At 51.9% G+C, this 26,854-nt stretch carries 30 protein-coding genes; 20 read left to right on the top strand and 10 right to left on the bottom strand.

Annotation, left to right across the window (positions count from 1 at the left end):
• Positions 1–12 precede the first annotated feature (12 nt).
• The 6 genes from H8K38_RS07900 to H8K38_RS07880 all read left to right on the top strand — a co-directional run bounded on the left by H8K38_RS07900 (position 13) and on the right by H8K38_RS07880 (position 5,461).
• The gene (locus H8K38_RS07900; protein ID WP_186884275.1) at positions 13–399 is read left to right on the top strand and encodes a VOC family protein; all 387 of its coding nucleotides are present in this window, start codon (positions 13–15) and stop codon (positions 397–399) included.
• 352 nt (positions 400–751) lie between these two features.
• Entirely contained in the window at positions 752–1,753 is a 1,002-nt protein-coding gene (locus H8K38_RS07895) for a DUF535 family protein (protein WP_186884274.1), read from the top strand.
• A 620-nt stretch (positions 1,754–2,373) separates the two neighbouring features.
• Complete coding sequence (locus H8K38_RS07890; protein ID WP_186884273.1) at positions 2,374–2,901, top strand: hypothetical protein; 528 nt, start codon at positions 2,374–2,376, stop codon at positions 2,899–2,901.
• A gap of 89 nt (positions 2,902–2,990) precedes the next feature.
• Positions 2,991–3,344 (top strand): hypothetical protein, encoded by a 354-nt coding sequence (locus H8K38_RS07885; protein WP_186884272.1) that lies wholly within the window; start codon positions 2,991–2,993, stop codon positions 3,342–3,344.
• A 79-nt stretch (positions 3,345–3,423) separates the two neighbouring features.
• Positions 3,424–4,020 carry a DUF6151 family protein gene (locus H8K38_RS18690; RefSeq protein WP_222610802.1) on the top strand — a complete coding sequence of 199 codons (597 nt, stop codon included), beginning with the start codon at positions 3,424–3,426 and terminating at the stop codon, positions 4,018–4,020.
• A 382-nt stretch (positions 4,021–4,402) separates the two neighbouring features.
• Positions 4,403–5,461: an HD-GYP domain-containing protein gene (locus H8K38_RS07880; protein WP_222610801.1), complete on the top strand. Its 1,059-nt coding sequence runs from the start codon at positions 4,403–4,405 to the stop codon at positions 5,459–5,461.
• Between the two features lie 39 nt (positions 5,462–5,500).
• Here the strand turns inward: H8K38_RS07880 and H8K38_RS07875 are convergent, their stop codons facing one another.
• Genes H8K38_RS07875 through H8K38_RS07855 form a run of 5 tightly spaced genes read right to left on the bottom strand, consistent with a single transcriptional unit; the run spans position 5,501 to position 10,164 of the window.
• Entirely contained in the window at positions 5,501–6,829 is a 1,329-nt protein-coding gene (locus H8K38_RS07875; protein WP_186884270.1) for a hypothetical protein, read from the bottom strand.
• Positions 6,830–6,834: 5 nt separating this feature from the next.
• Positions 6,835–7,623 (bottom strand): outer membrane lipoprotein-sorting protein, encoded by a 789-nt coding sequence (locus H8K38_RS07870; protein WP_186884269.1) that lies wholly within the window; start codon positions 7,621–7,623, stop codon positions 6,835–6,837.
• Positions 7,624–7,637: 14 nt separating this feature from the next.
• Positions 7,638–8,867 (bottom strand): ABC transporter permease, encoded by a 1,230-nt coding sequence (locus H8K38_RS07865; RefSeq protein WP_186884268.1) that lies wholly within the window; start codon positions 8,865–8,867, stop codon positions 7,638–7,640.
• Positions 8,864–9,535: an ABC transporter ATP-binding protein gene (locus H8K38_RS07860; protein WP_222610800.1), complete on the bottom strand. Its 672-nt coding sequence runs from the start codon at positions 9,533–9,535 to the stop codon at positions 8,864–8,866. Before H8K38_RS07860 ends, H8K38_RS07865 begins: the two co-directional genes overlap by 4 nt.
• Positions 9,532–10,164: a hypothetical protein gene (locus H8K38_RS07855; protein ID WP_186884267.1), complete on the bottom strand. Its 633-nt coding sequence runs from the start codon at positions 10,162–10,164 to the stop codon at positions 9,532–9,534. Before H8K38_RS07855 ends, H8K38_RS07860 begins: the two co-directional genes overlap by 4 nt.
• A 598-nt stretch (positions 10,165–10,762) precedes the next feature.
• On the opposite strand from H8K38_RS07855, the gene H8K38_RS07850 reads away from it, so the two are divergent.
• The 14 genes from H8K38_RS07850 (at position 10,763) to H8K38_RS07785 (ending at position 20,750) form a co-directional block, all read left to right on the top strand.
• Positions 10,763–11,170 (top strand): SRPBCC family protein, encoded by a 408-nt coding sequence (locus H8K38_RS07850; protein WP_186884266.1) that lies wholly within the window; start codon positions 10,763–10,765, stop codon positions 11,168–11,170.
• Positions 11,171–11,261: 91 nt separating this feature from the next.
• Positions 11,262–11,693 carry a hypothetical protein gene (locus H8K38_RS07845; RefSeq protein WP_186884265.1) on the top strand — a complete coding sequence of 144 codons (432 nt, stop codon included), beginning with the start codon at positions 11,262–11,264 and terminating at the stop codon, positions 11,691–11,693.
• A 246-nt stretch (positions 11,694–11,939) separates the two neighbouring features.
• Positions 11,940–12,647: a hypothetical protein gene (locus H8K38_RS07840; RefSeq protein WP_186884264.1), complete on the top strand. Its 708-nt coding sequence runs from the start codon at positions 11,940–11,942 to the stop codon at positions 12,645–12,647.
• A gap of 76 nt (positions 12,648–12,723) precedes the next feature.
• A complete protein-coding gene (locus H8K38_RS07835) occupies positions 12,724–13,152 on the top strand; it encodes a VOC family protein (protein ID WP_186884263.1) in 429 nt (142 codons plus the stop codon).
• A 182-nt stretch (positions 13,153–13,334) separates the two neighbouring features.
• Positions 13,335–13,964: a glutathione S-transferase gene (locus H8K38_RS07830; RefSeq protein WP_186884262.1), complete on the top strand. Its 630-nt coding sequence runs from the start codon at positions 13,335–13,337 to the stop codon at positions 13,962–13,964.
• Positions 13,965–14,023: 59 nt separating this feature from the next.
• Positions 14,024–14,506: a cupin domain-containing protein gene (locus tag H8K38_RS07825; RefSeq protein WP_186884261.1), complete on the top strand. Its 483-nt coding sequence runs from the start codon at positions 14,024–14,026 to the stop codon at positions 14,504–14,506.
• 106 nt (positions 14,507–14,612) lie between these two features.
• Positions 14,613–15,221 (top strand): GyrI-like domain-containing protein, encoded by a 609-nt coding sequence (locus tag H8K38_RS07820; RefSeq protein ID WP_186884260.1) that lies wholly within the window; start codon positions 14,613–14,615, stop codon positions 15,219–15,221.
• Between the two features lie 61 nt (positions 15,222–15,282).
• Positions 15,283–15,789 carry a hypothetical protein gene (locus H8K38_RS07815; RefSeq protein ID WP_186884259.1) on the top strand — a complete coding sequence of 169 codons (507 nt, stop codon included), beginning with the start codon at positions 15,283–15,285 and terminating at the stop codon, positions 15,787–15,789.
• Positions 15,790–15,929: 140 nt separating this feature from the next.
• The gene (locus H8K38_RS07810; RefSeq protein ID WP_186884258.1) at positions 15,930–16,658 is read left to right on the top strand and encodes a tetratricopeptide repeat protein; all 729 of its coding nucleotides are present in this window, start codon (positions 15,930–15,932) and stop codon (positions 16,656–16,658) included.
• 880 nt (positions 16,659–17,538) lie between these two features.
• Positions 17,539–18,030, top strand: coding sequence for a GNAT family N-acetyltransferase (locus H8K38_RS07805; protein ID WP_186884257.1), 492 nt, complete (start codon positions 17,539–17,541; stop codon positions 18,028–18,030).
• A gap of 21 nt (positions 18,031–18,051) precedes the next feature.
• Positions 18,052–18,453, top strand: coding sequence for a hypothetical protein (locus H8K38_RS07800; RefSeq protein WP_186884256.1), 402 nt, complete (start codon positions 18,052–18,054; stop codon positions 18,451–18,453).
• 59 nt (positions 18,454–18,512) lie between these two features.
• A complete protein-coding gene (locus tag H8K38_RS07795) occupies positions 18,513–19,022 on the top strand; it encodes a hypothetical protein (protein WP_186884255.1) in 510 nt (169 codons plus the stop codon).
• Positions 19,023–19,530: 508 nt separating this feature from the next.
• Entirely contained in the window at positions 19,531–20,202 is a 672-nt protein-coding gene (locus H8K38_RS07790) for a hypothetical protein (RefSeq protein WP_186884254.1), read from the top strand.
• Positions 20,203–20,234: 32 nt separating this feature from the next.
• Positions 20,235–20,750 carry a hypothetical protein gene (locus tag H8K38_RS07785; RefSeq protein WP_222610799.1) on the top strand — a complete coding sequence of 172 codons (516 nt, stop codon included), beginning with the start codon at positions 20,235–20,237 and terminating at the stop codon, positions 20,748–20,750.
• A 34-nt stretch (positions 20,751–20,784) separates the two neighbouring features.
• On the opposite strand, the gene H8K38_RS07780 is transcribed toward H8K38_RS07785, so the two are convergent.
• From H8K38_RS07780 to bioB, 5 genes are all read right to left on the bottom strand, one after another.
• Positions 20,785–21,699: a hydroxymethylglutaryl-CoA lyase gene (locus H8K38_RS07780; protein WP_186884253.1), complete on the bottom strand. Its 915-nt coding sequence runs from the start codon at positions 21,697–21,699 to the stop codon at positions 20,785–20,787.
• Positions 21,700–21,746: 47 nt separating this feature from the next.
• Entirely contained in the window at positions 21,747–22,490 is a 744-nt protein-coding gene (locus H8K38_RS07775; protein WP_186884252.1) for a pyridoxine 5'-phosphate synthase, read from the bottom strand.
• Positions 22,491–22,492: 2 nt separating this feature from the next.
• A complete protein-coding gene (locus H8K38_RS07770; RefSeq protein WP_186884251.1) occupies positions 22,493–22,900 on the bottom strand; it encodes an endonuclease domain-containing protein in 408 nt (135 codons plus the stop codon).
• A gap of 817 nt (positions 22,901–23,717) precedes the next feature.
• Entirely contained in the window at positions 23,718–25,721 is a 2,004-nt protein-coding gene (locus H8K38_RS07765) for an acetyl/propionyl/methylcrotonyl-CoA carboxylase subunit alpha (RefSeq protein WP_186884250.1), read from the bottom strand.
• A gap of 97 nt (positions 25,722–25,818) precedes the next feature.
• A complete protein-coding gene (bioB, locus tag H8K38_RS07760; protein ID WP_186884249.1) occupies positions 25,819–26,847 on the bottom strand; it encodes a biotin synthase BioB in 1,029 nt (342 codons plus the stop codon).
• Between the last annotated feature and the right edge of the window lie 7 nt (positions 26,848–26,854).

The following is a 26,854-nucleotide window of genomic DNA, read 5'->3' as shown; positions in this document are numbered from 1 at the left end:
AGCGGAGTTGCTATGAAGCGAGTCACAGGCATAGGCGGCATTTTCTTCAAAGCCAAAGATGCACCGGCATTGCAGGCTTGGTACAAGCAACATCTGGGAATTGATGTTCAGGTCTGGGGCGGCGCAGCTTTTGACTGGGCAGATGCCGATGGCAAACCAGTTGCAGGCACCACTGCCTGGTGCATACACCCGCAAGACAGCAATCATTTCGCACCGGGTTCGGCCTCCTTCATGGTGAATTACCGGGTGGAAGACCTGCACGCATTAGTCAAGGCGTTAAAGGACGAAGGCTGTCACGTGCTCGATCAGACAGATGAATCTGAATATGGAAAATTCGCCTGGGTGATTGATCCTGAGGGAAATAAAGTCGAACTGTGGCAAGCACCGCAAGGCCAGTAAGCGCGCAAGTCTTTTCAGATTCAAATTGCGGGATGCCTTCCCCGCTACCAATATAGATAAAACAGCGTGCGGCGTTGTTGCGCAAACAGCGGCGCGCTCATCTTCCAGTGCTGGCATCGGCGTGGGTCACGCCCGGCACACACGATTCGTTCTTGCTGCGTTCCAGACAAACGGAACACCGTTGCCCCAAACCTGACGAGCAAGCGACCTCAAAACTATAAATATTGTTAAATCGTTAGAAATCAGCCAGATTTGTGTACTGCTTTCACCATTCCTGAAGCATCGCTCCAATTGTGAAGTTGATACATTGAGTTACAATCAGCCACATTATGTTGCATGAATGGGTAGCGCTGTGTCACAGCTTGAACAAAATATTTCCGCTTTATGTACGCCCGGCCTGGTTGCACATCTGAAGCGATGCTATCAGTGGACAAATGAGGTCACAGCCAGTCTGGCATGGGCCTACAAAATGACGTCCGCCGCAGACACCGTCAGCCTTGAGCGAAAAAGTAAATTTGTAGCCCGCACGCTGCTCAATTTAAAACCCAGCCTGTCTTGGTATCAGTTCGTCAGAAGCAGTTATTTACGACAGCTCGTTGGTCGCGATGCCAACCTGCTTGATGTTATTCATCGCCCATTCTTTGACCGCAATCTCGGCGCAATGGAACGGGTTAACATGCTCGCCTGCCATTTCGAATTACTGCATAGTCTGTTGGGTGCAAAAAATACGGCAGATATTGTCAGTGGCCATCGTTTTTTACTGTCCCGGTTTGCCGGAAAAAATGAGGAACACTTCACCATTCACCTGTTGCGGGATGATGCATTTAAACGCGAAGGCGGCCTCACACTTGCACTGAGTATGAATGACGAGACGCTTCTTTATGTCACGTTCACCCTGGTGAAAAATCACCACGGCAATGCGATTAAGGTCGGCGGTATACAATCAAACCGCGGCAATTGCCGTCAACTGGCACGCACAGCCACCAGCGCATTGCATGGAATTCAGCCACGCCTGTTATTGATCGATGTATTACGCAACCTCGCCTCGCAAATCCATTGCACAACAATAGAATGCGTCAGTAAAGAAAATCACATACACCGCGCATGGCGTTATCGCCTGAAAAAATGTATTCATGCCGAGTACGACCAGTTATGGTTGCTGGCTGGCGGATATCAAAATCACAGAGGAAATTTCGAGATCCCGCATGCATCGGATGAGAAACCGATTGAATCCCGACCATCCAACAAACGCAGCGAATATCGCCGCCGCGCAGCGCTAACCGATGCCATGCGCGCACAAATGCACACCGCCATCCACGACCGCAATCACCATCTCCAGCATAGCCACAACTAACGATCACATCCTGCTGACGATCTGGCGCAATTGAATATCGCCAGAAGAAAAACCCACCACCGACCTCACGCACATCGTGGCGCATCGGCATCACGCCGCAGACCGCACTCACCCGCAGCGGTGTTTCCGCCATTCCAAAATGACTGACATCGCTGAAACACTGAGAGCAGCATTGCCTATCCATGTCCCTTTTTTTGCCTGTCGGAGCTCAAAATATACTGGGTGGAGTATATTTAAAACCCCTTTGTTTCATTTAGAGATAAAGGCATTTTTGGCACATACTCCCCTGTTTTTGCCAAAAACGGCATGATTCAAAGAGCGATGTGGTTCCGTTTCCGCACCCACCGCGCATAGTCAGATTCTGATTTTTGGTTTGATAAGAAACGGGGGCTTTGGCTGCTTTTTTGCTGCCTGCCTAGTGCTAACACGATGCGAGTTGAGCTGATGCAATCTGCAATTTTTCTCGATTCAGTGATACCTGTTACTGATCTAGTATCAGCAAATACAATCAAGCTCCATGCGGGTTTCGAAAGGATGTAAACAAATTGCAATTATTTTGGTGGTCAGTTATCTTTCAAAAATGAAAATTAAATCACGTTAGCCCTAAGGAGGATTCCGTCTTGTTCGGATTATTTAAGAAAAAACAGCCACCGCCGGAGCGCCCAAAGCAATTCCCGCCAGTCCCAGATTGGCAGCCAGCGATTTCTCTGCCAATCGAACGTATAGTGGAACGTTTTCGCTTCTATACAAATGGAACTCGTGATTTTGCCGTCTTCGAACATGGGACGGTTGCAATACTTCCGAGTAACCTCAGCGATGAAGCTGCAAAGGAGCATGCCGAGCTAGCACTGCGAAATGTTTTCCACGCTCATCCAGATATGAATCCGATGAATATGAAGGACGGCAATATCCTTATTCAATATAACCATGATGTAGCAAGTTTAGTGTTGTCGGATGTCGCGGAACAGAATTGGTCTGAAATTGACAAACAGCATCAGCAGGCAATTGCTACCTCAGAAGTGCTAATTACACCTCATGGGCAAAACGTTTTCGATGACTTCGGAAAGAAGGCACTTTTTGGGCGGTGCTACATGTTTATGGATGCGCAGTCTCCAAAAGTTTCCCGCATTGAACGTCACGGGGGCTAACATGACTTTCGAAAATGACGCGCGATTGAGCGCATTTCTAAAATTTACTGATTGGCGTGCGCGCCTTTCAAATCGGCGTTAGGGGAATTATGAAACCCTTTGGAATAATTACTCTTCTGCTTCTGGCCTCATCGTTAGTTTATGCTTCAGCATACAACCAGCTATCTGGCACTTATCGTATTGGAGGCAAAACCTTATACGATCCACCAAAAAATGAGCCACAAAATACAAACATCTATTTTGAGTTATCAGGTTCTGCCGCAAAGGATTTATACCAAACAATGGCGGTAAAACCCCAAAAAGAGGTGTGCGGTGAAACTGGCACCCAAACAAAGACTATAGGTAATATGCAATGCACCCTATCTTCTGGTGGTAAAGAATATCGCTGCTGGTTTGGTATTGATGTAAAAAGCCAAAAAATCGTCAACGGGGTCATTTGCTAGTGTTCCCCTATCATCATTCAAGCGGGACACGCTGGAGCGTGCCCCTTAATTCAAACGTTAGGCGTAATAAGGTAAATCGATGAACTATCAGCTTCAATGTATGTGCGGTTCCGTGCGAGGCCTGCTTAGCCACGCAGAGAACGGTATTCGCGGAATGTGCTATTGCAAGGATTGTCGAGCGTATTCGTGTCACTTGGGCATCGAGTCACGTACGCACGACTCACTCGGCGGTGCGGATTTTGTAGCAGCACTGGGGAATCAAATTTCCATTACAGAAGGTGCACAGAACATCGCTTGCATATCTCTTTCACCAAACGGCCTTCTTCGGTGGTATGCCAAATGTTGTAACACTCCGATTGCTGGCACACCAAGAAACTGGAAGCTGCCTTACGTTGGGCTGGTGAGAGCGTTCATGGAAAATGAACCGGGTGCGTACGAGAGCACCTTTGGTGATGTGAAGATTCGGGCAAATACTTCTAGCGCAAAGCAGCCGCCGCCCGCCCTGGCACTAAAGAGCTTTGTGTCCGTGGCGTCTCTTATGTCGCGGGTTTTCGCTGCGACGATCAGGGGCTCATACAAGTCAACACCGTTCTTTCACTCGGGCGGCGAGCCCGTCGTTCTTCCAACGGTATTGTCCAAAGACGAGCGGGTGCGGGCGTCAGCAGACGCCGAATAACCCATCGTTCAAGCGGGCCTGCCACAGCTTGTCGCTTCTGGCCGTCATTTCATTCTCGGCCTTCCGCACCATTCTGCGGTATCAACAGGCTCGATCAATGTTGAAAATATGCTCTTGCAATTGACGTGAAAAACCGACGTTTTTGTTAATGTTTGAAAAAAAAATGCTGTTTGTATTTCAGTACAAACAGCATTTTTTTATTCGCTCAAAAATTGCCCTATAGTAATAAATAGCTGTATTCCGCGCTGGTCATGTCTCCATCGCCTGGCACTCGCATTCTCGCTGTGCCCTAAATACTCATGCCATCTCAGTCTATGAAAGCCAGGAAACAATGAACGTCAGCGACCAAAACAATTTCTTTACCTGTCCCGAGTTCCTCACGATGGAACGTACGATTATTGATGAGTTTGTCGATTGCACACGGGAATGCTGTATCGAAGTCGACACCTGCGTCAAAGCTCTGAACAAGCAAGGCGGGCAGGAATACATACATCGCATGTTTCGTTCTATGCACTCGCTCAAAGGTAATTGCCAGATGGTCGGGCTGGCGCCGCTCAATGCATTAATGCACAGAGTCGAAGAAATTTTTTCCAGATTACGTGCGCATCCGGAACAGTATTTTCCTGAGCTTGGCGAATTTCTATTACTCGCCACCGATGAGATTGAGCAGTTGCTTACTGAGCTTATCAGCGAAGGTGTCGGTGACGAGCATCGTCGTGCCCGCCTTGCGCTGGTTTGTGACAACTTACAAAAAAGTACCGTCAACGGTCTGAAAGTTGAACATTTCCGCGCAGCGATTGAAGCGCTGGGTGGCAGGGCGACGGATAAAGGCGACGCGCAAAAAAATGAACGTGTGGAATTACCCCTGCCCCCGGACTTGGCGCTGATGCAGCAGTGGTCGTCGTATATCGATAATCTCAGCATTTTCCGTAAAAACCGCAGCACACAGACAGCCCAGCTCACCGAGGCTTTAAATCAGGCAGTTGGGCAGATCGTTGACCCGGTACAGTTGCAGGCAGCGGCACTGATGCATGACATGGGAATGGCATTTATTCCGCATGCGATTTTTAACAAAGAAGGTCATCTCTCGCGTGAAGAGCAACGCATCATTCAGGAACATGTGCGTATCGGCCATCAGATGCTGCAACGCTTTTCGGGTTGGGATGAGGCCGCACGCATGGTGCTGGATCATCACGAATCCTACGATGGCACCGGCTACCCGAATCGTTTATCCGGAGAACAAATTCACCCGGGTGCCCGCATACTGGCGATTGTCGATACCTTTTGTTCTATCACCACCGAACGCTCAGATCGCAGCTATAAAAAAAGTTTGCTGAGTGCGATTTCAGAAATCAATGCCAACATCGAAGTGCAGTTCGATCCCAAACTGGTGAATGCGTTCAATGATGTCGTGCGCGGCCTGATGATGAAGCAAAATTAAGTAAGCGCTCGCCGTTTCTTCTCACACAAATCACTTCGCTCAGAACGCCCATGTTGCCGATACATAGGCCGAGTGGGTATTCGGTAATTGCCGCGCGATGGCCTGTTGCGGGCCATTGAATACGCGCAGGCCGGTCTGCCAGTGCCAGCGGTCACCCTGCCATTCCTGACTGAAGGTTGTTATCCTGCCGCCGTCTTCCGGCATCCACAGCACATCAACCGCCGTTTGCCACGCATCACGTTGCCAGCTCCAGCGGGCAAACAGATTCTGACGGCGCAGATTGCTGCTGGCGTTAAAAGCATTATTCTGCCATGCGAGATTGGCTGCAGCCGCCAAGCGCCATGCCGCTTGCTGACCCATGCTTAGTAATTGCTGATTCTGCGTCAGCCACTGCCGCCAGTCAGACTGACTGCGAGCGCCGCCGTCATACCAGTATTCAACAAAAAAACTGTGCTGATCTTCTGTCGTCAGATTCGCACCGAGCAGCAACTGACTAACCTGATTCTGCATTTCCCATTGCCACGGTGCGCTACGTGCCAAACCAGTGAATGCGGTCTGCTGCAATATCGCTGCTTTTTGCTGTACACGCAAAGACCCATGCAGCTCAATGGCATCGCTGGCGACCCACGAAAAAGCGGCACCAAGACTGGTTTGCGTATGTTTGCCATAGCGCGCAAAACCATGCCAGTCAACGTTGCCGCTGCGCTGGTACCAACGTGCTGCGATGGCTTGTTCTTCGATATTATTGATGGCGTCATTCTGCGCAGGATTCACCCAGACCAGACTCAGCGCCTGATCTGCGGTAAAAAAATCCAGACTCGCCAGGGGTTTGCCTATCGCCGTCTGGCTGATCAAACTGCGCCGTTTTTCCTGCTGAATCACATCATTCGGACGAAAGCCATAACCGACATCCCAGGCAATGATTTTTTTCCCTGCGCTCAACTGCCACGCGCCCAGATCCAGATTGCCATAGAACTCATTGAGCCAGCCTGTATTGTGGGCGCTGTTGCTGTCGGATTTTTCTGTGTGCAGGGTAGCCGTGGTGTGCCAGTTTTTGTACTGCGCCTTCATTTCCAGCTCACTTTGCACACTCGTTTGTAGCGGCGTTAATATGCCTGGCTGAAGTTGCCCGGTGCGTGCTGCAGGCCCGACAGTATTGATCTGTGCGGAGTTCAACAGCGTGCGCCAGTTGCCGCTATAACTGAAGTCTGCCGGTGTTGTCGCTGCAGTTGTCGCTGCTGTCGCCGGCACTTCACTCGTGTCAGCCATGACGGCAAGCGCTTCGGTATCCGCCGCGTGCGCTGCTGAATGGAAGGCGACCAACAGCAACGGAATCAGGCAAATCAGCGTCTGATGTATGTGGCGCATGCTGCTCACTCCAGCGTCGGATTTTTTGCCAGGAACATGGGATTGAGCCATTGTTCCGGGACAGTTTTCGGTTGACGCTGCAGATAGCGTATGCGGGTTTCTTTATGGTTGCTGAGCTGATCTGCCAACAGCATTTCCACCACCGCGGTCGGTGCCTGCGCTTTATCCATCACAAAGCGCGCCTGCTTCGCCAGTTTTTCCGACTGCACGTACAAATCGGCTTTCAAGGGTTCATAAAATTTCTTGCCTATCCAGAGTTCGATATGTTGATAGGCGAGACTTTTGCGGCTGGCATCCAATCGTAAATGCAGACAAGCTTTGTCGTCGCATTTTTCTTCCGCGACCAGGCTTGCCTGATAATCCTCAGCCCAATTCATGGTGGCGATATCACCGACCGAAGCATCGCCGAGTAATTTCTGCATAGGCGTGATGCGCATCGGCCGCTGGCTACCGGGCAACAACATCCAGAAATCATCGCCGGACATCAGCACTTTCTGGCCTTTTTCTGCCGGGCTCTGCATCAATACCAGCAACTGCCGTTGCGCCTGACTATAGACGCGGTATTTGCGCTCTTTTTCAACACTGCCATCACGTTGAAACGTGGTGATTTCAGTTTCCACCTGCATATTGCCGCCACCCACGCGCAACTGGTCGGTGGCTTTCAACATCTGACTCACATCAGGTAACTGCGCAGCAAACTGCGAGGCGGCCTGCGCGGTGGTCATGCTCAACAGACAGCTCAAACTCAGCAGGCTCAGCAGATTCATACTGGCTGGGTAGAATATTTTTTTCATGCTCGTCTTTCGGTTCAGGTATGGGCCAGTGCATCGACGACGGACTGGTGCAGTGTGCGGCGCGCTATCAATGCGGATGACAGCATGGACAGCAAAATCATGCCGCTGATGGTCAGTAAATACATGCTCAGATCAAGGCTGATCATTAACGGATAACCGGTAGAACGACCGGGTGGCGGTGGCATCTGTACCGGAAAAACAGTCAGCAACAAGGCCACCGTCAAGGCAATCGCCGCGCCCAGCAGCGTACCACTGCCACCGAGGAACATTCCCTCATATGAAAAGCTGCGGATCAGTTCGGCAGGCAGCGTGCCCATCGCCCGCAAACTGCCGGTTTCACGGGTACGTTCAATAATCGCCATCGCCATTGCATTGGCCACAACAAACACCACGATCAGGCTGATGATGAGGCCGAGTGCACCAAAAATGCGGTTATACAAATCGCGTACCGATTTATAGAAAAACGCCTGATCTTCCCATGTCTGTATGGTCAGCCCTGGCAATTGCTGTTGCAGACGTTGTTGCGCCATCGGCGTCGCATTCATGTCGCTCAGAAACACACCAAGACTGCTGACTTTATCGGTATGCAACAGGCTTTGTGCCGTGCGCATATCGGTGTACACCAGACGTTTATCGATATCCGGAATGCCTGTCGTCACGATGCCGCTGACATTCACATCTATCGCATTCAGCGCACCTTCGGTCGTGCTGACCATCAGCGTCAGATTGCTGCCCGGCGCGGCTTTCAGGCTACGGGCGAGGGCTTCGCCAATCACGATTTCTGCGGTCTTCTGATCTTCCAATATCTTGCCTGCCACGACTTTCAGAAACGGGCCTTTAACTGCGAACTCGGCATTCGCATCGATACCCACACCCAGCATGATGGTAGATTTATCGCCATTACTGATCAGCCCGCTGAAGTCCACCCGTGGCAATACATAACGCACCGCAGCGTCACTCAGTAATTGTTTTTCGAGTTGCGATACATTGCTCAGCCCATATTGCAACGGCGTGTTTTCTTCTTTGTCGAAATGTGCTGCTGTGCCGACGATCAGATGCCCGCTGGTGCGTGCTGCCGCCTGCGCCAAGCCTTCATAAGTCGAATACGCAAAACCGCCTGCCAGCAGCAGCGCCGCCGTGCCTAATGCGGCGACACTCACTGTCACCAGTGAACGGCGGCGGTTGCGCAAGGCATTATGAAAAGCAAAGCGCAGCCAGGTTGTATCAAAGCGCACGAATCTCATTGCAGCCTCCCATCCAGTAAATGCACGATGCGGTCCGCACGGCGGGTTAAACGATCATCGTGGCTGGCGATCACAAATGCAGCGCCTTCAGCCTGACCGCGCTCACGCATCAGATCTAGCACCTGATCGGCGGTGACAGAATCCAGGCTGGCCGTTGGCTCATCGGCGATTACTAAAGCAGGGCGCTTGATCAGTGCGCGTGCAATCGCGACGCGCTGACGCTGCCCACCTGACAAGGCATCGGGCCGGTGCTGCGCATGCTCTTCGAGGCCAACGGCTTTGAGCTGTTCCGCCACGCAGATTTTGCGTTCGGCTTCCGGCACCCCGTTGAGGAACAGCGGATAGTCAACGTTTTCAGCCACCGTCATCACCGGCACCAGATTGAAACTCTGAAAAATGAAGCCAATGGTCTGGCGTCGTTGCAGCGTCAGCTCGCGTTCAGAAAAATGGGCGATGTCTCTGCCCAGTATCGAAACGCTGCCCTGATCTGCCTGATCGATCAGCCCGCACAGATTCAGTATCGTGCTCTTGCCGCTACCCGAAGGGCCGGTCAGCGCCAGCAATTCACCGGCCTGCACTTGCAGATCGACGCCGCGCAAAGCACGCACCAGATGCTGACCGAGGCGATACGATTTATGCACGCCCTGCAATTCGATGATGGCGCTCATGCGCTTAAGCCCTGCAATAATTGTCTGGCTTTTTCTGCCTGCGGTGCCTGATTGCGGATCACTTCTTCCGCCAGTTTTTTTGCATCCTCTATCCGCTTTTGCTGTTGCGCCAGACGCGCTGCGCGCATCCAGACTTCACCACGGAACCCCAGATCGGCCGTCGATAACTGCGGATGCACCAATATGTCATCCAGCAGTTTCTGACCGCGCGCATGGCGGTTCATGAATTCCGGCACTGCCAGAAAAGTCGATGCGGCAACCAGCTTGATTTCCAATAGTTGCAAGGTATGACCGTGCAACTGCGTGGGTTCTTTTTCTGCCAGTATCAGCGACTTATCTATCATCGCCAGCCCCTCTTCCGCATACGACATTTTTTTCCACGGGAATATCGTCGTCACCGCCAGACGGCTGGTCGCAGAACCCGCATACGCCATCAGCAAAGGCTGGTCGGGTTCGGCACTCAGTAAATTCTGAAACGCTTTAGCGGCACGTTCTTCATGACCGGCACCCGCGCGCAAAGATTGAAACGCCGTTTGAAAATCGGCTTCGGAATACGCGTTGGCGTCCGGCATCGGCAACATGGATGCGCACAGACTGAGCAACAAGGCAGCGCTATATTTGGTGGACATCGTGTTCTCCTTAAAATGAAAGTGGGGACAGCAGATGCCAGCTTAAGGAGAGGGATGAAGACGTGCGACAGGAATGCGACCACCGGCGATTTCCTGTCGCGAACGATCAGCAAAATGGCGCGAATGGTATGCGTTAGCGCGCAAAGTAAGGCACAGAGTAAAGCGCAGAATAAGGTTAAGAATCACGCACGAAACGGCGATCAAAGAATGATCCAAAAACGACCCGACAGCGACCAGACAACGACCAAACGGTGACCCCACTACAGCAGAAAGCCCACCGTCAACCCAAGCACAATCACCAGCAATGCACGCGCCGGAGGTGGTTTTTTGCCTCTGGAGAGGCAAAATATACTGGGTGGGGTATATCTACAACCCCTTTATTTTATTGAGAGATTTAAGCAATTTTTGTACATACTCCCCCATTTTTATAAAAATCGACGTTTTCAAACGGCGATTTTCGGTGTTCCATGTGCCACAGGCACAGCGCATGAGGCTTTTTAGGGATAGTAAGAAAATTGTTATTTTTAACATTCCAAGTTAAGCTACGTCGTCGCCAAATTACATCGCGTTCACTGCCACTGAAACGAAGGAAGAATTTATGAAAATTATCGTCGAGACCAATGTCCGCGCACCGATAGAAAGAGTCTGGCAGGCCTATACCACGCCAGACGACATCGTCCAATGGAATGCTGCTTCCGATGACTGGCACACCACCAGATCCAATGTTGATCTTCGAATCGGCGGCACTTTCTCATCCCGGATGGAAGCGAAAGACGGCAGCTTTGGATTTGACTTTGCCGGCACCTATACCAACGTAGTCCCGAATCGTCTCATTGAATATTCGTTTGGCGACCGGACGGCAACAGTTGAATTCAGCGCAAGCCCGGAGGGCGTCAAAGTAAGAGTTTCATTCGATGCAGAAACAACGCACTCTGATGAACAGCAGCGAGACGGGTGGCAGGCAATTCTCAATAATTTTGCGCGCCATGTTGAAGGTCAGAAGTAGTCTTTCAATAGCGAACTCGTCCATATAGTGACGGACAAAAAAAATTACACATCGCAGCTCTCGCTGCGTGGTAATTATCGGAGTATTCCCCGTGCCATCTTCATACAATGTCTTTCTGATTATTGGTGCCGCCCTGAGCGCGATTGCCGCTGCCTTGCACTTCGCTTGCATGATTTGGGGTGCGCCACTATTCCGGTTTCTCGGTGCTGGTGAGCCGATTGCGCGAATGGCGGAAAAAGGACATTGGTATGCAAACTTCATCGCCTTTGCGATCGGCACACTCCTCGCTGTGTGGGCTGCGTACGCATTGTCGGGTGCGGGGCTGCTGATCCGGCTGCCCTTTGTTCAATTAGTCCTGAGCGCAATCACAGGAATCTACCTTCTACGTGCGGTCGCTTTCCCATTACTGAAACCCGCCTTCCCCGACAACAGCGACACATTCTGGCTGGTCACATCAGGAATTTGTTTCTTCATCGGCCTGGTACATCTGGTTGGTCTGCGCCAGGTATGGCATCAGTTGTGACGCAAACCCTGCGCGCTAGCGGGATAGCGTTATCGCCCACGCTTAGCACATTGCATCCGACATCCGCAGATTCCCTCTGGCGATAAGCACGTCAACCTGACGTGCATCTATTCAGCACAGCCAAATACAGCGAAGCTATATGCGGCTTTCAAGGCAGTTGAAGAAAATTGTTCTTTTCGACCTTACAAGTTAAGCTTCATTTTTGTTAAGTTAAACCATGTCGGCCACACAAAAGGTTCTCGCACAATGTCACGACTGTTCAAATTTTTGTCTATCTCTCTGTTCTGTTTATGCAGCGTCGCGCATGCACAGGAAAGCTTGCAGCAACTTGGGGAATGGATGTCGCATTATTACGAGAAGCCAGCACCAGACCAATTCACAAAATGGCTTAACGATGCGTCGGTGGCGGGAGCCTTCGAAAAGCCATCAGCGCGCTTTCCGCTGATGATCTTCACGACAGAAATTTTGAAAATGAATCCGGATAAAGGCGCTCAATGGTGCAAAGACCTTGCAACGATATCCTCGACTAACAAAGCATACGTCGGATGGTCATTTTACAATTCCAATGTTCCTGCTGCAGAGCAGTGCGTTCAAACGCAGTTGGGTTTGTCTGACAGTGACATCAAGAAAATCATGAGCGCCACTCGCTATGATGCGTTGGCAAAAGAGCCGTCAACCCCGGCAGACCTGGATATGTTGTGGGCAGTTTTCAGCGCGACAGGAAATGAAGCTGCCGTCAATAAAATCATTGATGTTCTGGCCAGACCATCGCCGGAAAAAGGCACAGAGGGTAGCGTTAAAATGCTGTTGATGAAAGGAGCTGCGAAATGGTCGCTCACTTCAAACATCCGACAACATACGCGTGTCGCCGGGATAGTTCAAAAGCGTCGTGTCACTGAATCTGGCGTACTCAAAAAAGAACTCGATGAAGCAGTAAGCAATGCGTCGAAATAAGGCCGTAAGCAATTCAATCCTGAGGATGCCGCGCATACCTTGCGCAAATCGCTGGATTTATCACTAAGGGGATTTTATGGAAACGCAAGAACTACATCGAGGTCGGTTGATCGATCACATCCAATTGGTCGTGCAAGACATTTCAGCGAGCCAAAATTTTTATGCAGCCATTTTTGCAGCACTGAATGTACCGATGGGTGGCACTGGTGACGGCTACTTCTGGGCAGACGAATTATTCGTGACCGCGATTGATAGCCCGGCTGCGCTGGGTGTGCTGACTGGCCGCCATCACCTCGCATTTCAGGCGCAGGACCGAAACATGGTCGATCACTTTTACCAAACCGCACTCGCGCATGGCGGCAAAGACAACGGCGCTCCCGGAGAGCGCGCTTACCATCCCGGTTACTACGCGGCCTTCGTCGTGGACCCCGATGGCAACAATATCGAAGCGGTGTTTCACGGCGAAGCAAGCCGCAGTTCAGCGTCTGTGGTGATCACATTCTAAACACGGCAGCCGTTGCATACATCAGAATTTATATCAGCGTTTAAAGCCATGATCTTTGCCCCCAGACGATGAGAAAACCAAATGGCTTTTGCCTCGGGGTCGCAGCATCGAAGCCATATCGAAACACCGCCGAAATACCATTGAAATACCATTGAAATACCAACGTCATCACAGGAGTAACCATGAAACTGATAGGCATGCTTGATTCACCCTACGTTCGCCGGGTGGCGATTTCACTGCAGTTGTTGGGCATCGATTTTGAGCACCAGTCGCTATCGGTATTCCGCGGCTACGCTGAATTTCAGCAGATCAATCCTGTCGTCAAAGCGCCGACGCTCGTCTGTGATGACGGATGCGTGATCATGGATTCGACGCTGATTCTTCAGTATGCAGAAGCGCTTGCGCGGCCACGCACACTGCTTCCTTCCGATGTGCAAGGCTTGCAGCACGAACTGCATCTGATTGGCCTGGCGTTGGCCGCCACTGAAAAAAGTGTGCAGATCGTGTATGAACGCAATCTCCGTCCATCAGAAAAACTGCACGAACCGTGGCTGAACCGGATTTCAGAGCAGGTACTCGCCGCCTACACGGAACTGGAATCAGCGCTCGCTGCCACGCCACTGGCGCGCACCAGTGCAAGCCTGAGTCAGGCTTGCGTCACCATCGGCGTAGCCTGGCATTTCACGCAGCAAATGATTCCGGAAACCGTGCCAGCGGCAAGTTTTCCTCTGCTGGCTACGTATTCACAAGCGCTTGAAGCATTGCCAGAATTCCGCGCAGCGCCGCATGGTGATGGCACCTACGTGAAGTAACGCGCATCATTTTTTCATGCCAAGCAATGCGTCAGCATGCTTACACTTCGGAGCCTGTTATGTCTCAAGCAGATTCATCGATAGCCGTCGTCGCGCTGGATGTTCCACCAAGAACAAAGCCGAGCAATTATCCTGAGCCGTTTGCGGCACGCATGGCCGGAAGAGAAAAACGCGCATTGGGTGATTTTTTTGGTCTTGCCAACTTTGGCGTCAACCTGACCCGACTCGTTCCCGGTGCAGGCTCTGCGCTACGCCATGCACATGCGACGCAGGATGAATTTATCTACATTCTCGAAGGCTATCCGGTACTCATCACCGATCATGGTGAAACACCTCTGGCGCCGGGTATGTGTTCGGGATTCAAGGCGGGTACGGGAAACGCCCATCATCTGGTCAACCGCACCGATGCGGATGTACTGTATCTCGACATCGGTGATCGCAGCCCAAGTGATAGCGTGAGTTATCCCGATGATGATTTACAAGCGGTGTTTGGTGATGACGGAACATGGAAGTTTGCGCATAAGGATGGCGCGTGCTATTAGTAAACGCGATGAAGATGATCGCGCCCGCCATCAACCAAAATCAGTCAAAGTCAGTCAAAATCAGCGACATCCAAACCACAAACCTTCGCACCTCATCAGGAAACGTATGGCAAAAGTTGATTTGAAAAAAGAGCTTTCTTATCTCTATCAACCATCTGCAAAAGAAGTGACTGAGGTGGATGTACCAACGTTCAGATATCTGATGATCGATGGTCAGGGAGACCCCAATTCTTCACCCGAATATGCTGAGGCTGTGGAGGCATTATTCTCGGTGTCGTACACGGTAAAGTTCATGCTCAAAAAAGGCGTGCAGGCACTTGATTACGCGGTCATGCCGTTGGAAGGCTTGTGGTGGGCCGACGATATGGCCGCCTTTGTTGCCAACGACAAAGCGCAGTGGAAATGGACCATGATGATCATGCAACCGGCATTCGTTGATGCAGAAACGATTGCACAAGCGATGACAGAAGTGTTGAAGAAGAAAAAATTGCTGGCCATATCGCAACTGCGCCTTGAATCCTTCAGCGAAGGACGCTGCGCGCAGATTCTGCATATTGGCCCGTTTTCTGACGAAGGGCCAACGATACAACGTCTGCATGATTTCATCGATGCCCGCGCTAGCCGCAGCGGCAAACACCACGAAATTTATCTCAGTGATATCCGGCGCGCCAACCCCGCCAATTGGAAAACCATCATTCGCCATCCTATGCTGTGAACGCACCCCGCTGCGTTGAGCAATCGATCAATCTCACACTTCATCATCCCGGAGACCCCTGATGAATCGTCGTACACTACTCGCACTCGCATTGACAACGCTGGCTTCGCTCGCCATCGCCCAGGATGGCCGTGGCGGGCGCTTTGATGATGACTTGTTTAGTAATCTCGAAGGCGACTGGTCGCTCACGCGCAGCATCGGCGGCAAAGAACTTAACAACACCGCCTCTGCAACATGGGTGTTACAGCATCAGTTTCTGCTACTGAAAATGCGCGATGCCAGCATCCCTTCACGCTATGAAGCAGACATCTACATCGGCTATTCACATGCACGCGCCGAATACGTCGCGCATTGGATCGATAATTTCGGCGCGCAGTTCTCGGCTGTTGGGCGTGGCAAACGCAACGGCAACTCGGTGGAGTTTCGCTTTGAATATCCCGACGGCCCCTTCTTCAACACCTTCGCCTGGGACCCGGAAACCAAAACATGGAGCTGCCATCTGCAATCCGTCGCCAAAGATGGCACCCGCAAAACCTTTGCCCGCGATACACTCACGCGGCGGCAATGATGGCGCGATGATCGCGCAATGTTAAACGCTGAACGCCGAATGCTGATGTACATTGCAGCATAATCAGGAAGAGCGACAGCACTTGCAGTGCATCACATCATCCTCACCGATTTTTAACTTCCTACCGGATTCACTGAACCATGCGCACACTGGCATCACGCTTGACGATAATTGCATTTCTTTGCTGCGGCGTTGCTGGCGTCAGCGCGGCTGATCTGTCTTCCGACGCCATGTTCAAAAAACTGCATGAGCAGCTTGCCAGCGGCAATGCGGAAGTGAAATACAACCTCGGCATGTTCTACCAAAACGGCATCGGCACCGCGCGCGATAGCAAAAGCGCGTTTCGTTATTTTTTGGAAGCAGCCGAAGCCGGCAGCTTACTGGCATCGTATAAAACCGGCTGCTATTACGCCGGACAGTTTCCCGGCACGGTGGAAGTGAACGAAGAACTCGCATGGAAATACAAACTACGCGCAGCCGAAGCCGGTTACGATCTGGCGCAATCAGATATCGCCCTGCATCTGATTAAAAAAGGCGACATCCGCAATGCCGCGCTCTGGTTGGAACGTGCTTCACGACAAAAAAATATCCCCGCCACCAGCCAGCTCGCCCATTACCTGAGCCGCGACGACACGCCCGATCTGGCGACCGGCTACGCGCTGTTGCTGCTCTACAAAGAAGCGACACCGCAAGTGACGCCGCAGTTAAAAGAAAGAATCGCCAGCGTTGAAGCCCGACTCTCGCCGGAAGAAAAAACCGCCGCCGACGTCATACGCGCATCATGGTACACAGGCGTCACCCCACTCACCGCACTCGCCCGCAGCGGCGTTGCCGCCGTCCCCAAATTGCTGACATCGCTGGAACACTGAGACCGGCATTGCCTGTTTTTTCCTCTTTTTTGCCTGCTGGGCTGAAAATATACTGGGTGGAGTATCTTTAAAACCCCTTTGTTTTATTCAGAGAATAAAGCATTTTTGGCACATACTCCCCTGTTTTTGCCAAAAACGGCATGATTTGAAGAGTGATGTAGCTCTGTTTCCACCTACGCTTGGCAATGTCAGATTCAGATTTTTGGTTTGATGAGAAACGGGGGGCTTTGGCTGATTTTTTTAATGCTAGCCCGGTGCTGACACGATGCGTGCTGGGTTGATTCGATCTGCAATTTTTCTCGATTCAGTTATACCTGCTATTGATCAGGTATCAGAAAAAATAATCAAGCGCCATGCGGGTTTCAAAAGGATGGAAACAAATTGCATTTATTTTGGCAGTCAGTTATCTTTCAAAAATGAAAATTAAAACACGTTATATGCCCTACTCAAGAACAGGCAACAATAGCTCGAAATTTAGAAAATAATGCAGCCTCCATCAATCTCTAAAATGGCATGTGGAAATTTATCCTTGCTTATCACTGAAGATGTAAGCTGGGAGTCCTTTCCGGATCAGGCTCAAAATTTCCTCAATCGATTTAATGGAATACGACTAAAAAGTATTGATACGCCGGTTGAAAGAATGTGGATTGTCATAATTAAATGGCGCTTTTTTTGGCTTACTTATGATGACTTCCCGGTAGGTTTATCCTTAGATTCTATGAATAAATTTTGCAACCCAGTTGTTCTAGATTTACACCGCATATTGATCGGTGATAATGACATATAACATGACATTCGTGACAGACGCGCCAATTAGCGCTTCGCTATATTTTAATAACTCGTGCGCGCGCCGCACAATTCAACGTTAGAGCTCTCAGAGATGATTGCCGTCCGTTCCGCAACAGCAGACGATTGCGCCGCAGTCCAGACGATCTATGAGCTAAGCCTCTTGGAGGCGAGCTGGTTGCCAGCGTCTGCGAAGCAGAACACCGCATTTGCGGGCGTTTCTCATGGCGAGGTCATTCACGTGGCAGAGGCCAACGCGGGTGTGGTGGCTGGCTTCGTGTCCGTCCAGACAGGTGACTCCTTCGTTCATCATCTCTATGTGCATCCGGATGCCCGAGGGTTGGGTGTTGGGCAGGCATTGCTGAATTCGCTTCAAGTCTGGCTACCTCAGCCGTGGCAATTGAAATGCGTTCGCAAGAATGTTGGTGCTCTCAGGTTCTACCTGCGTGCCGGCTGGGAGGAGGTCGGTTCGGGCGAGTCCGAGCACGGCGCGTTTGTGGTCCTGTCCTTCCGCCAGAGCCCTAACCTTTCATTGCAGCCGACCTGCGCCAGCTTCGCTGGCTGGTCTGCTGAATTTCAACGTTAAAAGCCACAAACAATGTTGACCATGCCCACAATGAAACACATCAATCACCTCGGCTCTGCCGCCTTGCTGGCTGCAACAGTGCTGCTGACTGTGCTTCTTCTGTTGCCGGTTGCAGGCATCACGATAGAGTGGCGACCCAAAACGACGCCGTATCGCTTGGTCAACAATCCTTTCATCAGTTGGAGCCTAATTGTCGTTCTGTGTGCGGGTCTGGTGCTCATTCGCAAGGGCGCTGTGCTGATTCAGTGCGTGACGGCATTGATATTCGTCGGAATGATTCAAGGGCTGGCGATTGCAAGCGCGCTGTTCTGGGACGCATTTCTATCACCCATGCTCGTGTTCGCTGCGCTGCCGATTCAACTCACTGCGGCACAAACACTCAAGTCGCTCACGCAGAATCACACAGACCATCGCAATGAATAGCACGCCGTCTGATCTTCTCATGTCAAACTTCAGGCTTCCTGGAACAGGCACCGATTAAGATGAAAATGATCGAAACGCCCACCAGCCTTCACACCCAACCCATCAACGTTCAGCTTGAGCTGATCGGGTTTGGCATCGCGCTCGCTACGTTGCTAACGATGGCAGTTTATCGCTCCCAATTCGCTCTGATTATTCTTTTTCCCTTGATACTGTCCTTTGCATGGCGGCGGTATCGGGACTACAAACGCTACGGCGCGAATGGAAAACCTGCCGTCTCAGTGTCAAACCAAACGCTGTACATTGACAGACCAAACGACAGTCGCGGCGGCGTCGCCATCCCGCTTGAACAGTTAAGCCATGTGATCGTTTACGGCTCCAGAGCCGGACGCATCTATCGCCTTGTCAACGTCGGCGGAACGTTTGAAGAAGTGAAGCCAGATTGGAACGAAACTCTGCACGGCAAGGTATCCGATTTCTTAGTCCGCGCACTCTCTGGCAAAGTGTCCATTGAGGACCCACAGACGTTAATGGCATCGATTCGCGCAGATGGCCCGGAGACAGAAGTCTAGCCTACGCTCAAGCCGCCCTACACTGCTGGCATCACCGGAACACTGAGACCGGCATTTCCCCTCTTCATGCGTCTCTTTTGTCCGTTGAGGCTAAAAATATACTGGGTGGAGTATATTTAAAACCCCTTTGTTTTATTCAGAGATTAAGGCATTTTTGGCGCATACTCCCCTGTTTTTTCCAAAAATCGCATGATTTAAAGAGCGCTGCAGCTCGGTTCCCGCCTACGCCGGGCAATGTCAGATTCTGATTTTTTGGTCTGATGAAAAACGATGGCTTTGGTTGCTTTTTTTGCTATTTGCCTCGTGCAGACAAGATGCGTGTTGAGTTGATTTAATCAGTACTTTTTGTCGATTCAGTTATACCTACTACTGATCAGGTATCAGCAAAAACAATCAGCACCATGCGAGTTTCTAAAGGATAGAAACAAATTGTAATTATTTTGACAATCAGTTATCTTTCAAAAATGAAAATTAAATCACGTTAGACCTTTCTCACAGGAGTCTATTCATGTCAAAGCCTAGAATTAGTGTTAATAAACTTGGTGAGTATCTTACTGCAACACCTTCCAGACGAAAGAGAATCATCGAAGATCAGCAGCAGCCAAAGACATTTATCGCAGCTAGGTACTCTGACGCTAGAAAAGAAATAGTTGAATACCTCTCAACTGGCATGAACGACGAATCAAAAATTCTATCCGCTACGGCAGAACTTAGAATCTCAAATGGTGGAAGTGAATTCGTAGAACAGGATCGTCAAGCTTCCGCTTCGGCAATTGAGGACTTCTTAGAGGCCTCAGGAGATTTGGATTTGGAAGGCCTCTTTGTTGAATCGGGAGAATCTACTTCATCCAATAATATGGAAGTCGCCGGGGTGGACATCAGCATGAGGCCGGACGCCGTTCTTAAAGATCAAGAATCTGGACAAGTCGTCGGTTGTGTAAAACTCCATTTCCCCAAGACAAGTCCATTGACGCCTCAGGCGGCCGAATATGTGGCTACTGCGATGAGGGTATATTTGGAAAGTACCGAAAAAAACTCAGCAATCGATCATTCCAAATGCTATGTGGTTGATGTACCAACTCAGCGAGTTGTTATTGCACCGAAGTCCTTCAAACGAAAAATGCACGACATCGAGGCAGCTTGTGAGGAAATTGATGCACGATGGAAAAATAAGGGGTAACCCAGCGTCCCGGAACTTGAACGTTAGAGCAGATGAACTATCTTACACATCAACTTATGAAGGCAGACCGCTTGGCCGCCGTGAGTCAGAGCGTCGGCTTTGCCCTGTGGCAACTTCAAGAATTAGAGGGCGTCACCGCTCAATATTTCGTCTTGCTTACTCAGGCGAAGAAAGGCATGGGTCTTTCCGAAGGCAGCGTTCTTGTAGAGAAGGCTCTAGCTAAGACATTTGGAGCAACACTAAATCAGGTCACAAAGGCTGGTCTTGTTCCACCAGAAATCGAAGAAAGATTCAAAAAGCTCCTCGCTGAAAGAAACTGGTTAGTCCATCGTTCTCGCGCCGATAGTCGCGATGCGATCCACCACGATTCAGCCCTAAATGCTCTGACTCTTAGGCTTAACGGTATTGCCGACGAAGCGCTCTCTTTGCTCAAGTACATCGCAGAGGAAACTGTCTCCTTCGGCCAGAAGCACGGTATATCGACGCAATACGTTGATCGTGTTTCGAAACAAATGCTAGAACAATGGCATACTGCAGATGCGCTCTAAACTTATCCACAAGCACCCAGCAACCCTCTCTGTTTCACCCCGCCCGTTTCGCCGCAATCGCATTGCCTGCGCGGCTGACGGCTTTGCGGCCGAGGTGGGTGGAGATGAATTGTCCGGCGTCGACCACGGCATTCAGATCAATGCCGGTGTGGATGCCTAAGCCTTGCATCAGGAACAGCACGTCTTCGGTGGCGACGTTGCCGGTCGCGCCTTTGGCGTAAGGGCAGCCGCCGAGGCCAGCGACGCTGGAATGGAAGATGCTGATGCCGACTTCCAGACTGGCGTAAATATTCGCCAGCGCCTGGCCGTAGGTGTCATGAAAATGGCCCGATAAACTGTGCAGCGGGAATTCCTGTGCGACGACTTGCATCACGTTTTGCACCTGGCGCGCAGTGCCGACGCCGATGGTGTCGGCGATGTCGATTTCATCGCAGCCCAGATCGCGCAGGCGGCGGACGACATCGGCCACGCTGGCAGGTGCGACTTCGCCCTGATACGGGCAGCCGAAAGCACAACTGATGGAGCCGCGCAAACGGATGTTATTTTGCTTGGCCGCCAGCGCGACATCGCGGAAACGTTCTATCGATTCTTCTATCGAGCAGTTGATATTTTTTTGCGCAAAGGCTTCGGAGGCGGAACTGAAAATCACGACTTCATCAGCACCGGCAGCGAGTGCGGCTTCAAAGCCTTTCATGTTCGGCGTCAGCACCGAATAAATCACGCCGGGTTTGCGGCTGATGCCAGCCATGACTTCGGCCGACGTCGCCATCTGCGGCACCCATTTTGGCGAGACGAAAGAGGCGGCTTCGATGTTCGCAAAACCGGCAGCAGTGAGGCGATTCACGAGTTCGATTTTAATGTCGGCGGGGATGCTTTCTTTTTCGTTTTGCAAGCCGTCACGCGGGCCGACTTCAACGATTTTGACTTGTTGCGGTAGTGATGTGTTCATCTGTTTTCCTTTTGCCTGCATAGTCTGTGGATGGCTTATGCGTGCGCTTATGCCTGTGCTGCGCGACGGATGATGTCGAGATACTGGCGCGTGACATTGTCCATGCCTTGTTCCAGGCTTTCAACGATCACGGCATGGCCGATAGAGACTTCGAGTATGTCTTTGATCTGCAAAAATTTGCTCAGGTTTTGCAGGTTCAGATCATGTCCGGCATTCACACCCAGACCGGCGCGTTGCGCGCGCAAGGCGGTGTCGGCAAAAGTCTGCAACACGGCATCGTTTTGCGCTGTGCCATAGGTTTCGGCATACGGCTCGGTATATAACTCGACGCGGTCGGCACCCATTTGTTTTGCCAGCGCCAGATCGGCATCGCTGATACCGGCATCCACAAACAGGCTGCTGCGTATGCCAGCGGCTTTCAAACCCGCCAGCACTGGCTGCAATAAGGCAGCATCTTTGCGCATGTCCCAGCCGTGATCGGAAGTCAGCTGATCCGGCGCATCCGGCACCAGCGTGCATTGCGCGGGGCGATAGCGATAGACGACTTCCATGAATTCCGTTGCCGGGTAACCTTCGACATTCAATTCTGCACCGCGCTGTTGACACAACTGACCGAGACTTTCGACATCCGAATAACGTGCGTGGCGTTGATCCTGACGCGGATGCAGCGTGATGCCCGCCGCGCCAAGATCGAGAAAGCGCGCGGCAAACGCATCGACATCGGGGTAATTGCGACCGCGTGAATTCCGCAGTAAAGCGATTTTGTTGATATTGACAGAGAGTAGAGTCATGCTTATTCCTTAGGCGATACGCGCATTGCAGGCGTGATCGCGGTTGACACCATACGGTAAATTGCTTCCAGCACGGCCTCTGTTTCATTGAGCATCTGATGATTCCAGAAACGGAGCACCGTGATATTTTTCTGTTCTAAAAATGCATCGCGCCGCTGATCGTAGTCTTGCTGTTCGCTATGCTGCCCGCCATCGAGTTCGATCACCAGCCTGTGTTCTGCACAATAAAAATCAACGATGTAAGGCGCAATCACATGTTGCCGCCGGAACTTGGCATTCGCCAGCCGGCGGTTGCGTAACAAACTCCATAACAAAGCCTCTGCATCCGGCATCGACGTTCGCATTGTCCTGGCATAGCGCTTTAAATCTTCCGGCACAACGCTGGGATGACGAGGAAAGAGGTCAGGCATATTGTTCACTCTCAACGGCACTATCTGTCGGTAAAGTTTGCTTTGTGTTGCATCGTTGTTGCTTTGTGCTTCCCTCGCCCACTTTTGGGAGAGGGCTGCTTTTTACTCCCCTCTCCCACTGGCGGGAGAGGGGCTGGGGGTGAGGGCAATGCCGTTGATCATTACACGGCTGATCCAGCGCCCTCATCCCTGCCCTTCTCCCGCGCGCGGGAGAAGGGTTCTGACTGCTCATTCTATCTTCGCGCTTACTGCGCAAATGCCAATAACTGTGCGCCTACGGCAAACGCTGCTTTTTACTCCCCTCGCCCACTGGTGGGAGAGGGGCTGGGGGGGAGGGGAACGCCGTTGATCATTCCACGACTGATCCAGCGCCCTCATCCCTGCCCTTCTCCCGCGTGCGGGAGAAGGGTTCTGACTGCTCATTCTATTTTCGCGCTTACTGCGCAAACGCCTTCATTCTGCGCCTGCGGCAAACGCTGCTTTTTACTCCCCTCGCCCACTGGTGGGAGAGGGGCTGGGGGTGAGGGCAACGCCGTTGATCATTCCACGGCTAATCCAGCGCCCTCATCCCTGCCCTTCTCCCGCATGCGGGAGAAGGGTTCTGACTGCTTGTTCTATTTTCGCTCTTACTGAGCGAACGCCAGCAACTGTGCACCTGCGGCAAACACTATTTTTTACTCCCCTCGCCCGCTGGCGGGAGAGGGGCTGGGGGTGAGGGCAACGCCGTTAATCATTACACGGCTTATCCAGCGCCCTCATCCCTGCCCTTCTCCCGCGTGCGGGATAAGGGTTCTGACTGCAAATTCTATCTTCGCTCTTACTGCGCAAACGCCAGTAATTGTGCGCCTTCGGTGACCTGATCGCCGATCGCGTACAGCACATCGTCGATTACGCCATCGTGCGGGGCGGAGATCGTGTGTTCCATTTTCATGGCTTCCATGATCAGCAGCGCGTCGCCTTTTTTGACTTCCTGTGCTTTGGTTACCAACACCGCGACAATCTTGCCCGGCATCGGTGCGGTCAGGCGGCCGCCTTCGGCTTCGGTTTCACCGGCATGAGCAAGGGCATCGCTGTAATGCAGATCGGTATGCACACCCTGGCTGAAGATGTGGAAATGTTCACCATCGCGCACGACGGTGCCGCTGACGGTGCGGTCGGCGATTTTCAATACCAGATCGTTGCCGCCGCTGCCACTCGCCGACGCGAGCTTGATCTCTACCGCACCACTATCGGTGCGTAATTTCCAGCCATCGGCCAGATACGTGATCTGTACGCTGTGCTGGTGATGTTCTTCAGCAAATTGCAAGGCGCGCTGCATCAGGCTGTTCATGCGCCAGCCGTGGCTGCTCTGCCACGGGTCACTGCCGCCGGATTTTTCAGACAGCAACAGCGACACGACAGCCAATGCGACCACATCCACCGATGCTGGTTGGGCTGGCGGGAACAGTTGTGCTTCGTTACGCGCAATCAGGCCGGTATCCAGATCGGCATTGGCAAAGGCGTCGCTGTGTATCAGGCGCGACAGGAAGGCGATATTCGATGATAAGCCAACGATCTGATATTGCGATAAAGCCTGCGCCATGCGCGCCAATGCTTCGGTGCGGTCTTTGCCCCAGACGATCATTTTGGCGATCATAGGATCATAGAAAGGCGAAATCGTATCGCCCTCGCGCACGCCGCTGTCAATGCGGAAAGCCGCTGGTTCTGCGCTGCCGCCAAGTTCAAAATTCACTGCCGCCGGGGTACGTGCATGACGCAAAGTGCCTATCGATGGCAGGAAACCTTTTTCCGGATTTTCAGCATACACACGCGCTTCAATCGCATGGCCGTGTATCTGTAATTGTTCCTGTTGCAGCGGCAAGGCTTCACCTGCTGCCACGCGCAATTGCCACTCCACCAGATCGGTGCCGGTGATCATTTCTGTGACCGGATGTTCGACCTGCAAGCGCGTATTCATTTCCATGAAGTAGAAAGAACCATCCTGATTTGCAATAAATTCGACCGTGCCCGCGCCAACATAACCCACTGCTTTCGCGGCGGCGACAGCCGCTTCGCCCATTGCTGCGCGGCGCTCTGGCGTCATGCCGGGTGCCGGTGCTTCTTCTAATACTTTTTGATGGCGACGTTGCACCGAGCAATCGCGTTCAAACAGATAGACGCAATTGCCATGCGTATCGGCAAACACCTGAATTTCGATATGGCGCGGACGTTGCAGATATTTTTCTGCCAGCACTTTATCGTCACCAAAAGAATTGATCGCTTCGCGTTTGCACGATGCCAGCGCCTCTTTAAAATCCTTGCTGTGTTCGATTACACGCATGCCTTTGCCACCGCCACCGGCGCTGGCTTTCAGCAACACCGGATAACCGATGCGGTCGGCTTCGTTCTGCAAAAAATCGGCATCCTGATTATCGCCGTGATAGCCAGGCACCAGCGGCACATTGGCTTTTTCCATCAGCGATTTCGCCGCAGATTTGCTGCCCATCGCTTGAATTGCAGAGGCTGGCGGGCCGATGAAGGCGATGCCGTTTTTGGCGCAGGCTTCGGCGAATTCACTGTTTTCAGACAAGAAACCATAACCCGGATGTATCGCCTGTGCGCCGGTCGCCAGCGCCACTGCGATGATTTTGTCAGCACACAGATAGCTTTCTTTGGCGGCAGCCGGACCGATCAGCACCGCTTCATCGCAGACAGTCACATGCTTGGCATTGGCGTCGGCTTCCGAATAAACGGCGACGGTTTTGATACCCATGCGGCGTGCAGTAGCAGCGACACGGCAGGCGATTTCGCCGCGATTGGCGATCAGGATTTTGGTGAACATGTCTCGTTGTCCTTATTTTTTGGAGTAGCAGATACAAGCCTGTCAGACAGGCGGGAGCATGTTTTACAGCGTGTATCGGCTCTTTTTTTGAAATGATTTAACTGCAGCTACCCGCTTTTGCTTCGACTTTGCCACGGGTTTTCAAACCTAATTTATCCAGCAAGACGCGATCATCGGCGGCTTCCGGATTTTCTGTCGTCAGCAATTTATCGCCGTAGAAAATCGAATTCGCGCCAGCGAGGAAGCACATCGCCTGCACCGCTTCGCCCATCTGACGGCGGCCTGCGGACAAGCGCACGCGCGCTTTCGGCATGGTGATGCGGGCAACCGCAATCGTGCGGACAAATTCCAGTGGATCCAGCGGATCTAGCCCGTGCAAAGGCGTTCCCTCAACCTGCACCAGATGATTGACCGGCACTGATTCCGGATACGGATTCAGATTCGCCAGTTGCGCAATCAGGCCAGCGCGTTGACGGCGTGATTCGCCCATACCGACGATGCCGCCGCAGCAGACTTTCAGGCCAGCGGTGCGCACATGACCCAGCGTATCGAGTCTATCCTGATAGTCGCGCGTGGAAATCACATTGCTGTAAAACTCCGGCGCGGTATCGAGATTGTGGTTGTAGTAATCGAGACCGGCATCAGCCAGACGTTGTGCCTGTTCTTCTTTCAACATGCCCAGCGTGGCGCAGGTTTCCAGACCCATGGCTTTGACTTCGCGCACCATGGTTTCGACTTTTTCCATGTCGCGGTCTTTTGGCGAGCGCCATGCTGCGCCCATGCAGAAACGGGTCGCGCCGTTTTCACGCGCCGCTTTGGCAGCGTCCAACACTTCGCGCACATCCAGCATTTTTTTGGCTTCGACGCCAGTGTCGTAACGCGCGGCTTGCGGGCAGTAGCCGCAATCTTCTTCGCAGCCGCCGGTCTTGATCGACAGCAGCGTCGCCAGCTCGACATCGCCATCCGGGAAATTGGCGCGATGGGCGGTCTGTGCTTTGAACATCAGATCGTTGAATGGCAGATCAAACAGCGCCAGCACATCATCGACCGGCCAGGTTTCGGCTTCGATTTTTTTGACGGGCGCTTGAAACTGTACGGCGTGTTGCTGAGTGTCATTGGCTTGCATAAAACTT

The organism is Undibacterium sp. FT79W, assembly GCF_014284215.1.
Taxonomy (GTDB): domain Bacteria; phylum Pseudomonadota; class Gammaproteobacteria; order Burkholderiales; family Burkholderiaceae_D; genus Undibacterium; species Undibacterium aquatile.
Note: the sequence above shows the minus strand (reverse complement) of the source record. Positions and strands in the feature narration are given on the sequence as shown.

Excerpts from the sequence above, each read along its gene's own strand:
- H8K38_RS07900 (WP_186884275.1), top strand. The coding sequence starts at position 13 with ATGAAGCGAGTCACAGGCATAGGCGGCATTTTCTTCAAAGCCAAAGAT.
- H8K38_RS07885 (WP_186884272.1), top strand. The coding sequence starts at position 2,991 with ATGAAACCCTTTGGAATAATTACTCTTCTGCTTCTGGCCTCATCGTTA.
- H8K38_RS18690 (WP_222610802.1), top strand. The coding sequence starts at position 3,424 with ATGAACTATCAGCTTCAATGTATGTGCGGTTCCGTGCGAGGCCTGCTT.
- H8K38_RS07880 (WP_222610801.1), top strand. The coding sequence starts at position 4,403 with ATGGAACGTACGATTATTGATGAGTTTGTCGATTGCACACGGGAATGC.
- H8K38_RS07875 (WP_186884270.1), bottom strand. The coding sequence starts at position 6,829 with ATGCGCCACATACATCAGACGCTGATTTGCCTGATTCCGTTGCTGTTG.
- H8K38_RS07870 (WP_186884269.1), bottom strand. The coding sequence starts at position 7,623 with ATGAAAAAAATATTCTACCCAGCCAGTATGAATCTGCTGAGCCTGCTG.
- H8K38_RS07865 (WP_186884268.1), bottom strand. The coding sequence starts at position 8,867 with ATGAGATTCGTGCGCTTTGATACAACCTGGCTGCGCTTTGCTTTTCAT.
- H8K38_RS07860 (WP_222610800.1), bottom strand. The coding sequence starts at position 9,535 with ATGAGCGCCATCATCGAATTGCAGGGCGTGCATAAATCGTATCGCCTC.
- H8K38_RS07855 (WP_186884267.1), bottom strand. The coding sequence starts at position 10,164 with ATGTCCACCAAATATAGCGCTGCCTTGTTGCTCAGTCTGTGCGCATCC.
- H8K38_RS07850 (WP_186884266.1), top strand. The coding sequence starts at position 10,763 with ATGAAAATTATCGTCGAGACCAATGTCCGCGCACCGATAGAAAGAGTC.
- H8K38_RS07840 (WP_186884264.1), top strand. The coding sequence starts at position 11,940 with ATGTCACGACTGTTCAAATTTTTGTCTATCTCTCTGTTCTGTTTATGC.
- H8K38_RS07835 (WP_186884263.1), top strand. The coding sequence starts at position 12,724 with ATGGAAACGCAAGAACTACATCGAGGTCGGTTGATCGATCACATCCAA.
- H8K38_RS07830 (WP_186884262.1), top strand. The coding sequence starts at position 13,335 with ATGAAACTGATAGGCATGCTTGATTCACCCTACGTTCGCCGGGTGGCG.
- H8K38_RS07825 (WP_186884261.1), top strand. The coding sequence starts at position 14,024 with ATGTCTCAAGCAGATTCATCGATAGCCGTCGTCGCGCTGGATGTTCCA.
- H8K38_RS07820 (WP_186884260.1), top strand. The coding sequence starts at position 14,613 with ATGGCAAAAGTTGATTTGAAAAAAGAGCTTTCTTATCTCTATCAACCA.
- H8K38_RS07815 (WP_186884259.1), top strand. The coding sequence starts at position 15,283 with ATGAATCGTCGTACACTACTCGCACTCGCATTGACAACGCTGGCTTCG.
- H8K38_RS07810 (WP_186884258.1), top strand. The coding sequence starts at position 15,930 with ATGCGCACACTGGCATCACGCTTGACGATAATTGCATTTCTTTGCTGC.
- H8K38_RS07805 (WP_186884257.1), top strand. The coding sequence starts at position 17,539 with ATGATTGCCGTCCGTTCCGCAACAGCAGACGATTGCGCCGCAGTCCAG.
- H8K38_RS07800 (WP_186884256.1), top strand. The coding sequence starts at position 18,052 with ATGCCCACAATGAAACACATCAATCACCTCGGCTCTGCCGCCTTGCTG.
- H8K38_RS07795 (WP_186884255.1), top strand. The coding sequence starts at position 18,513 with ATGAAAATGATCGAAACGCCCACCAGCCTTCACACCCAACCCATCAAC.
- H8K38_RS07790 (WP_186884254.1), top strand. The coding sequence starts at position 19,531 with ATGTCAAAGCCTAGAATTAGTGTTAATAAACTTGGTGAGTATCTTACT.
- H8K38_RS07785 (WP_222610799.1), top strand. The coding sequence starts at position 20,235 with ATGAACTATCTTACACATCAACTTATGAAGGCAGACCGCTTGGCCGCC.
- H8K38_RS07780 (WP_186884253.1), bottom strand. The coding sequence starts at position 21,699 with ATGAACACATCACTACCGCAACAAGTCAAAATCGTTGAAGTCGGCCCG.
- H8K38_RS07775 (WP_186884252.1), bottom strand. The coding sequence starts at position 22,490 with ATGACTCTACTCTCTGTCAATATCAACAAAATCGCTTTACTGCGGAAT.
- H8K38_RS07770 (WP_186884251.1), bottom strand. The coding sequence starts at position 22,900 with ATGCCTGACCTCTTTCCTCGTCATCCCAGCGTTGTGCCGGAAGATTTA.
- H8K38_RS07765 (WP_186884250.1), bottom strand. The coding sequence starts at position 25,721 with ATGTTCACCAAAATCCTGATCGCCAATCGCGGCGAAATCGCCTGCCGT.
- bioB (WP_186884249.1), bottom strand. The coding sequence starts at position 26,847 with ATGCAAGCCAATGACACTCAGCAACACGCCGTACAGTTTCAAGCGCCC.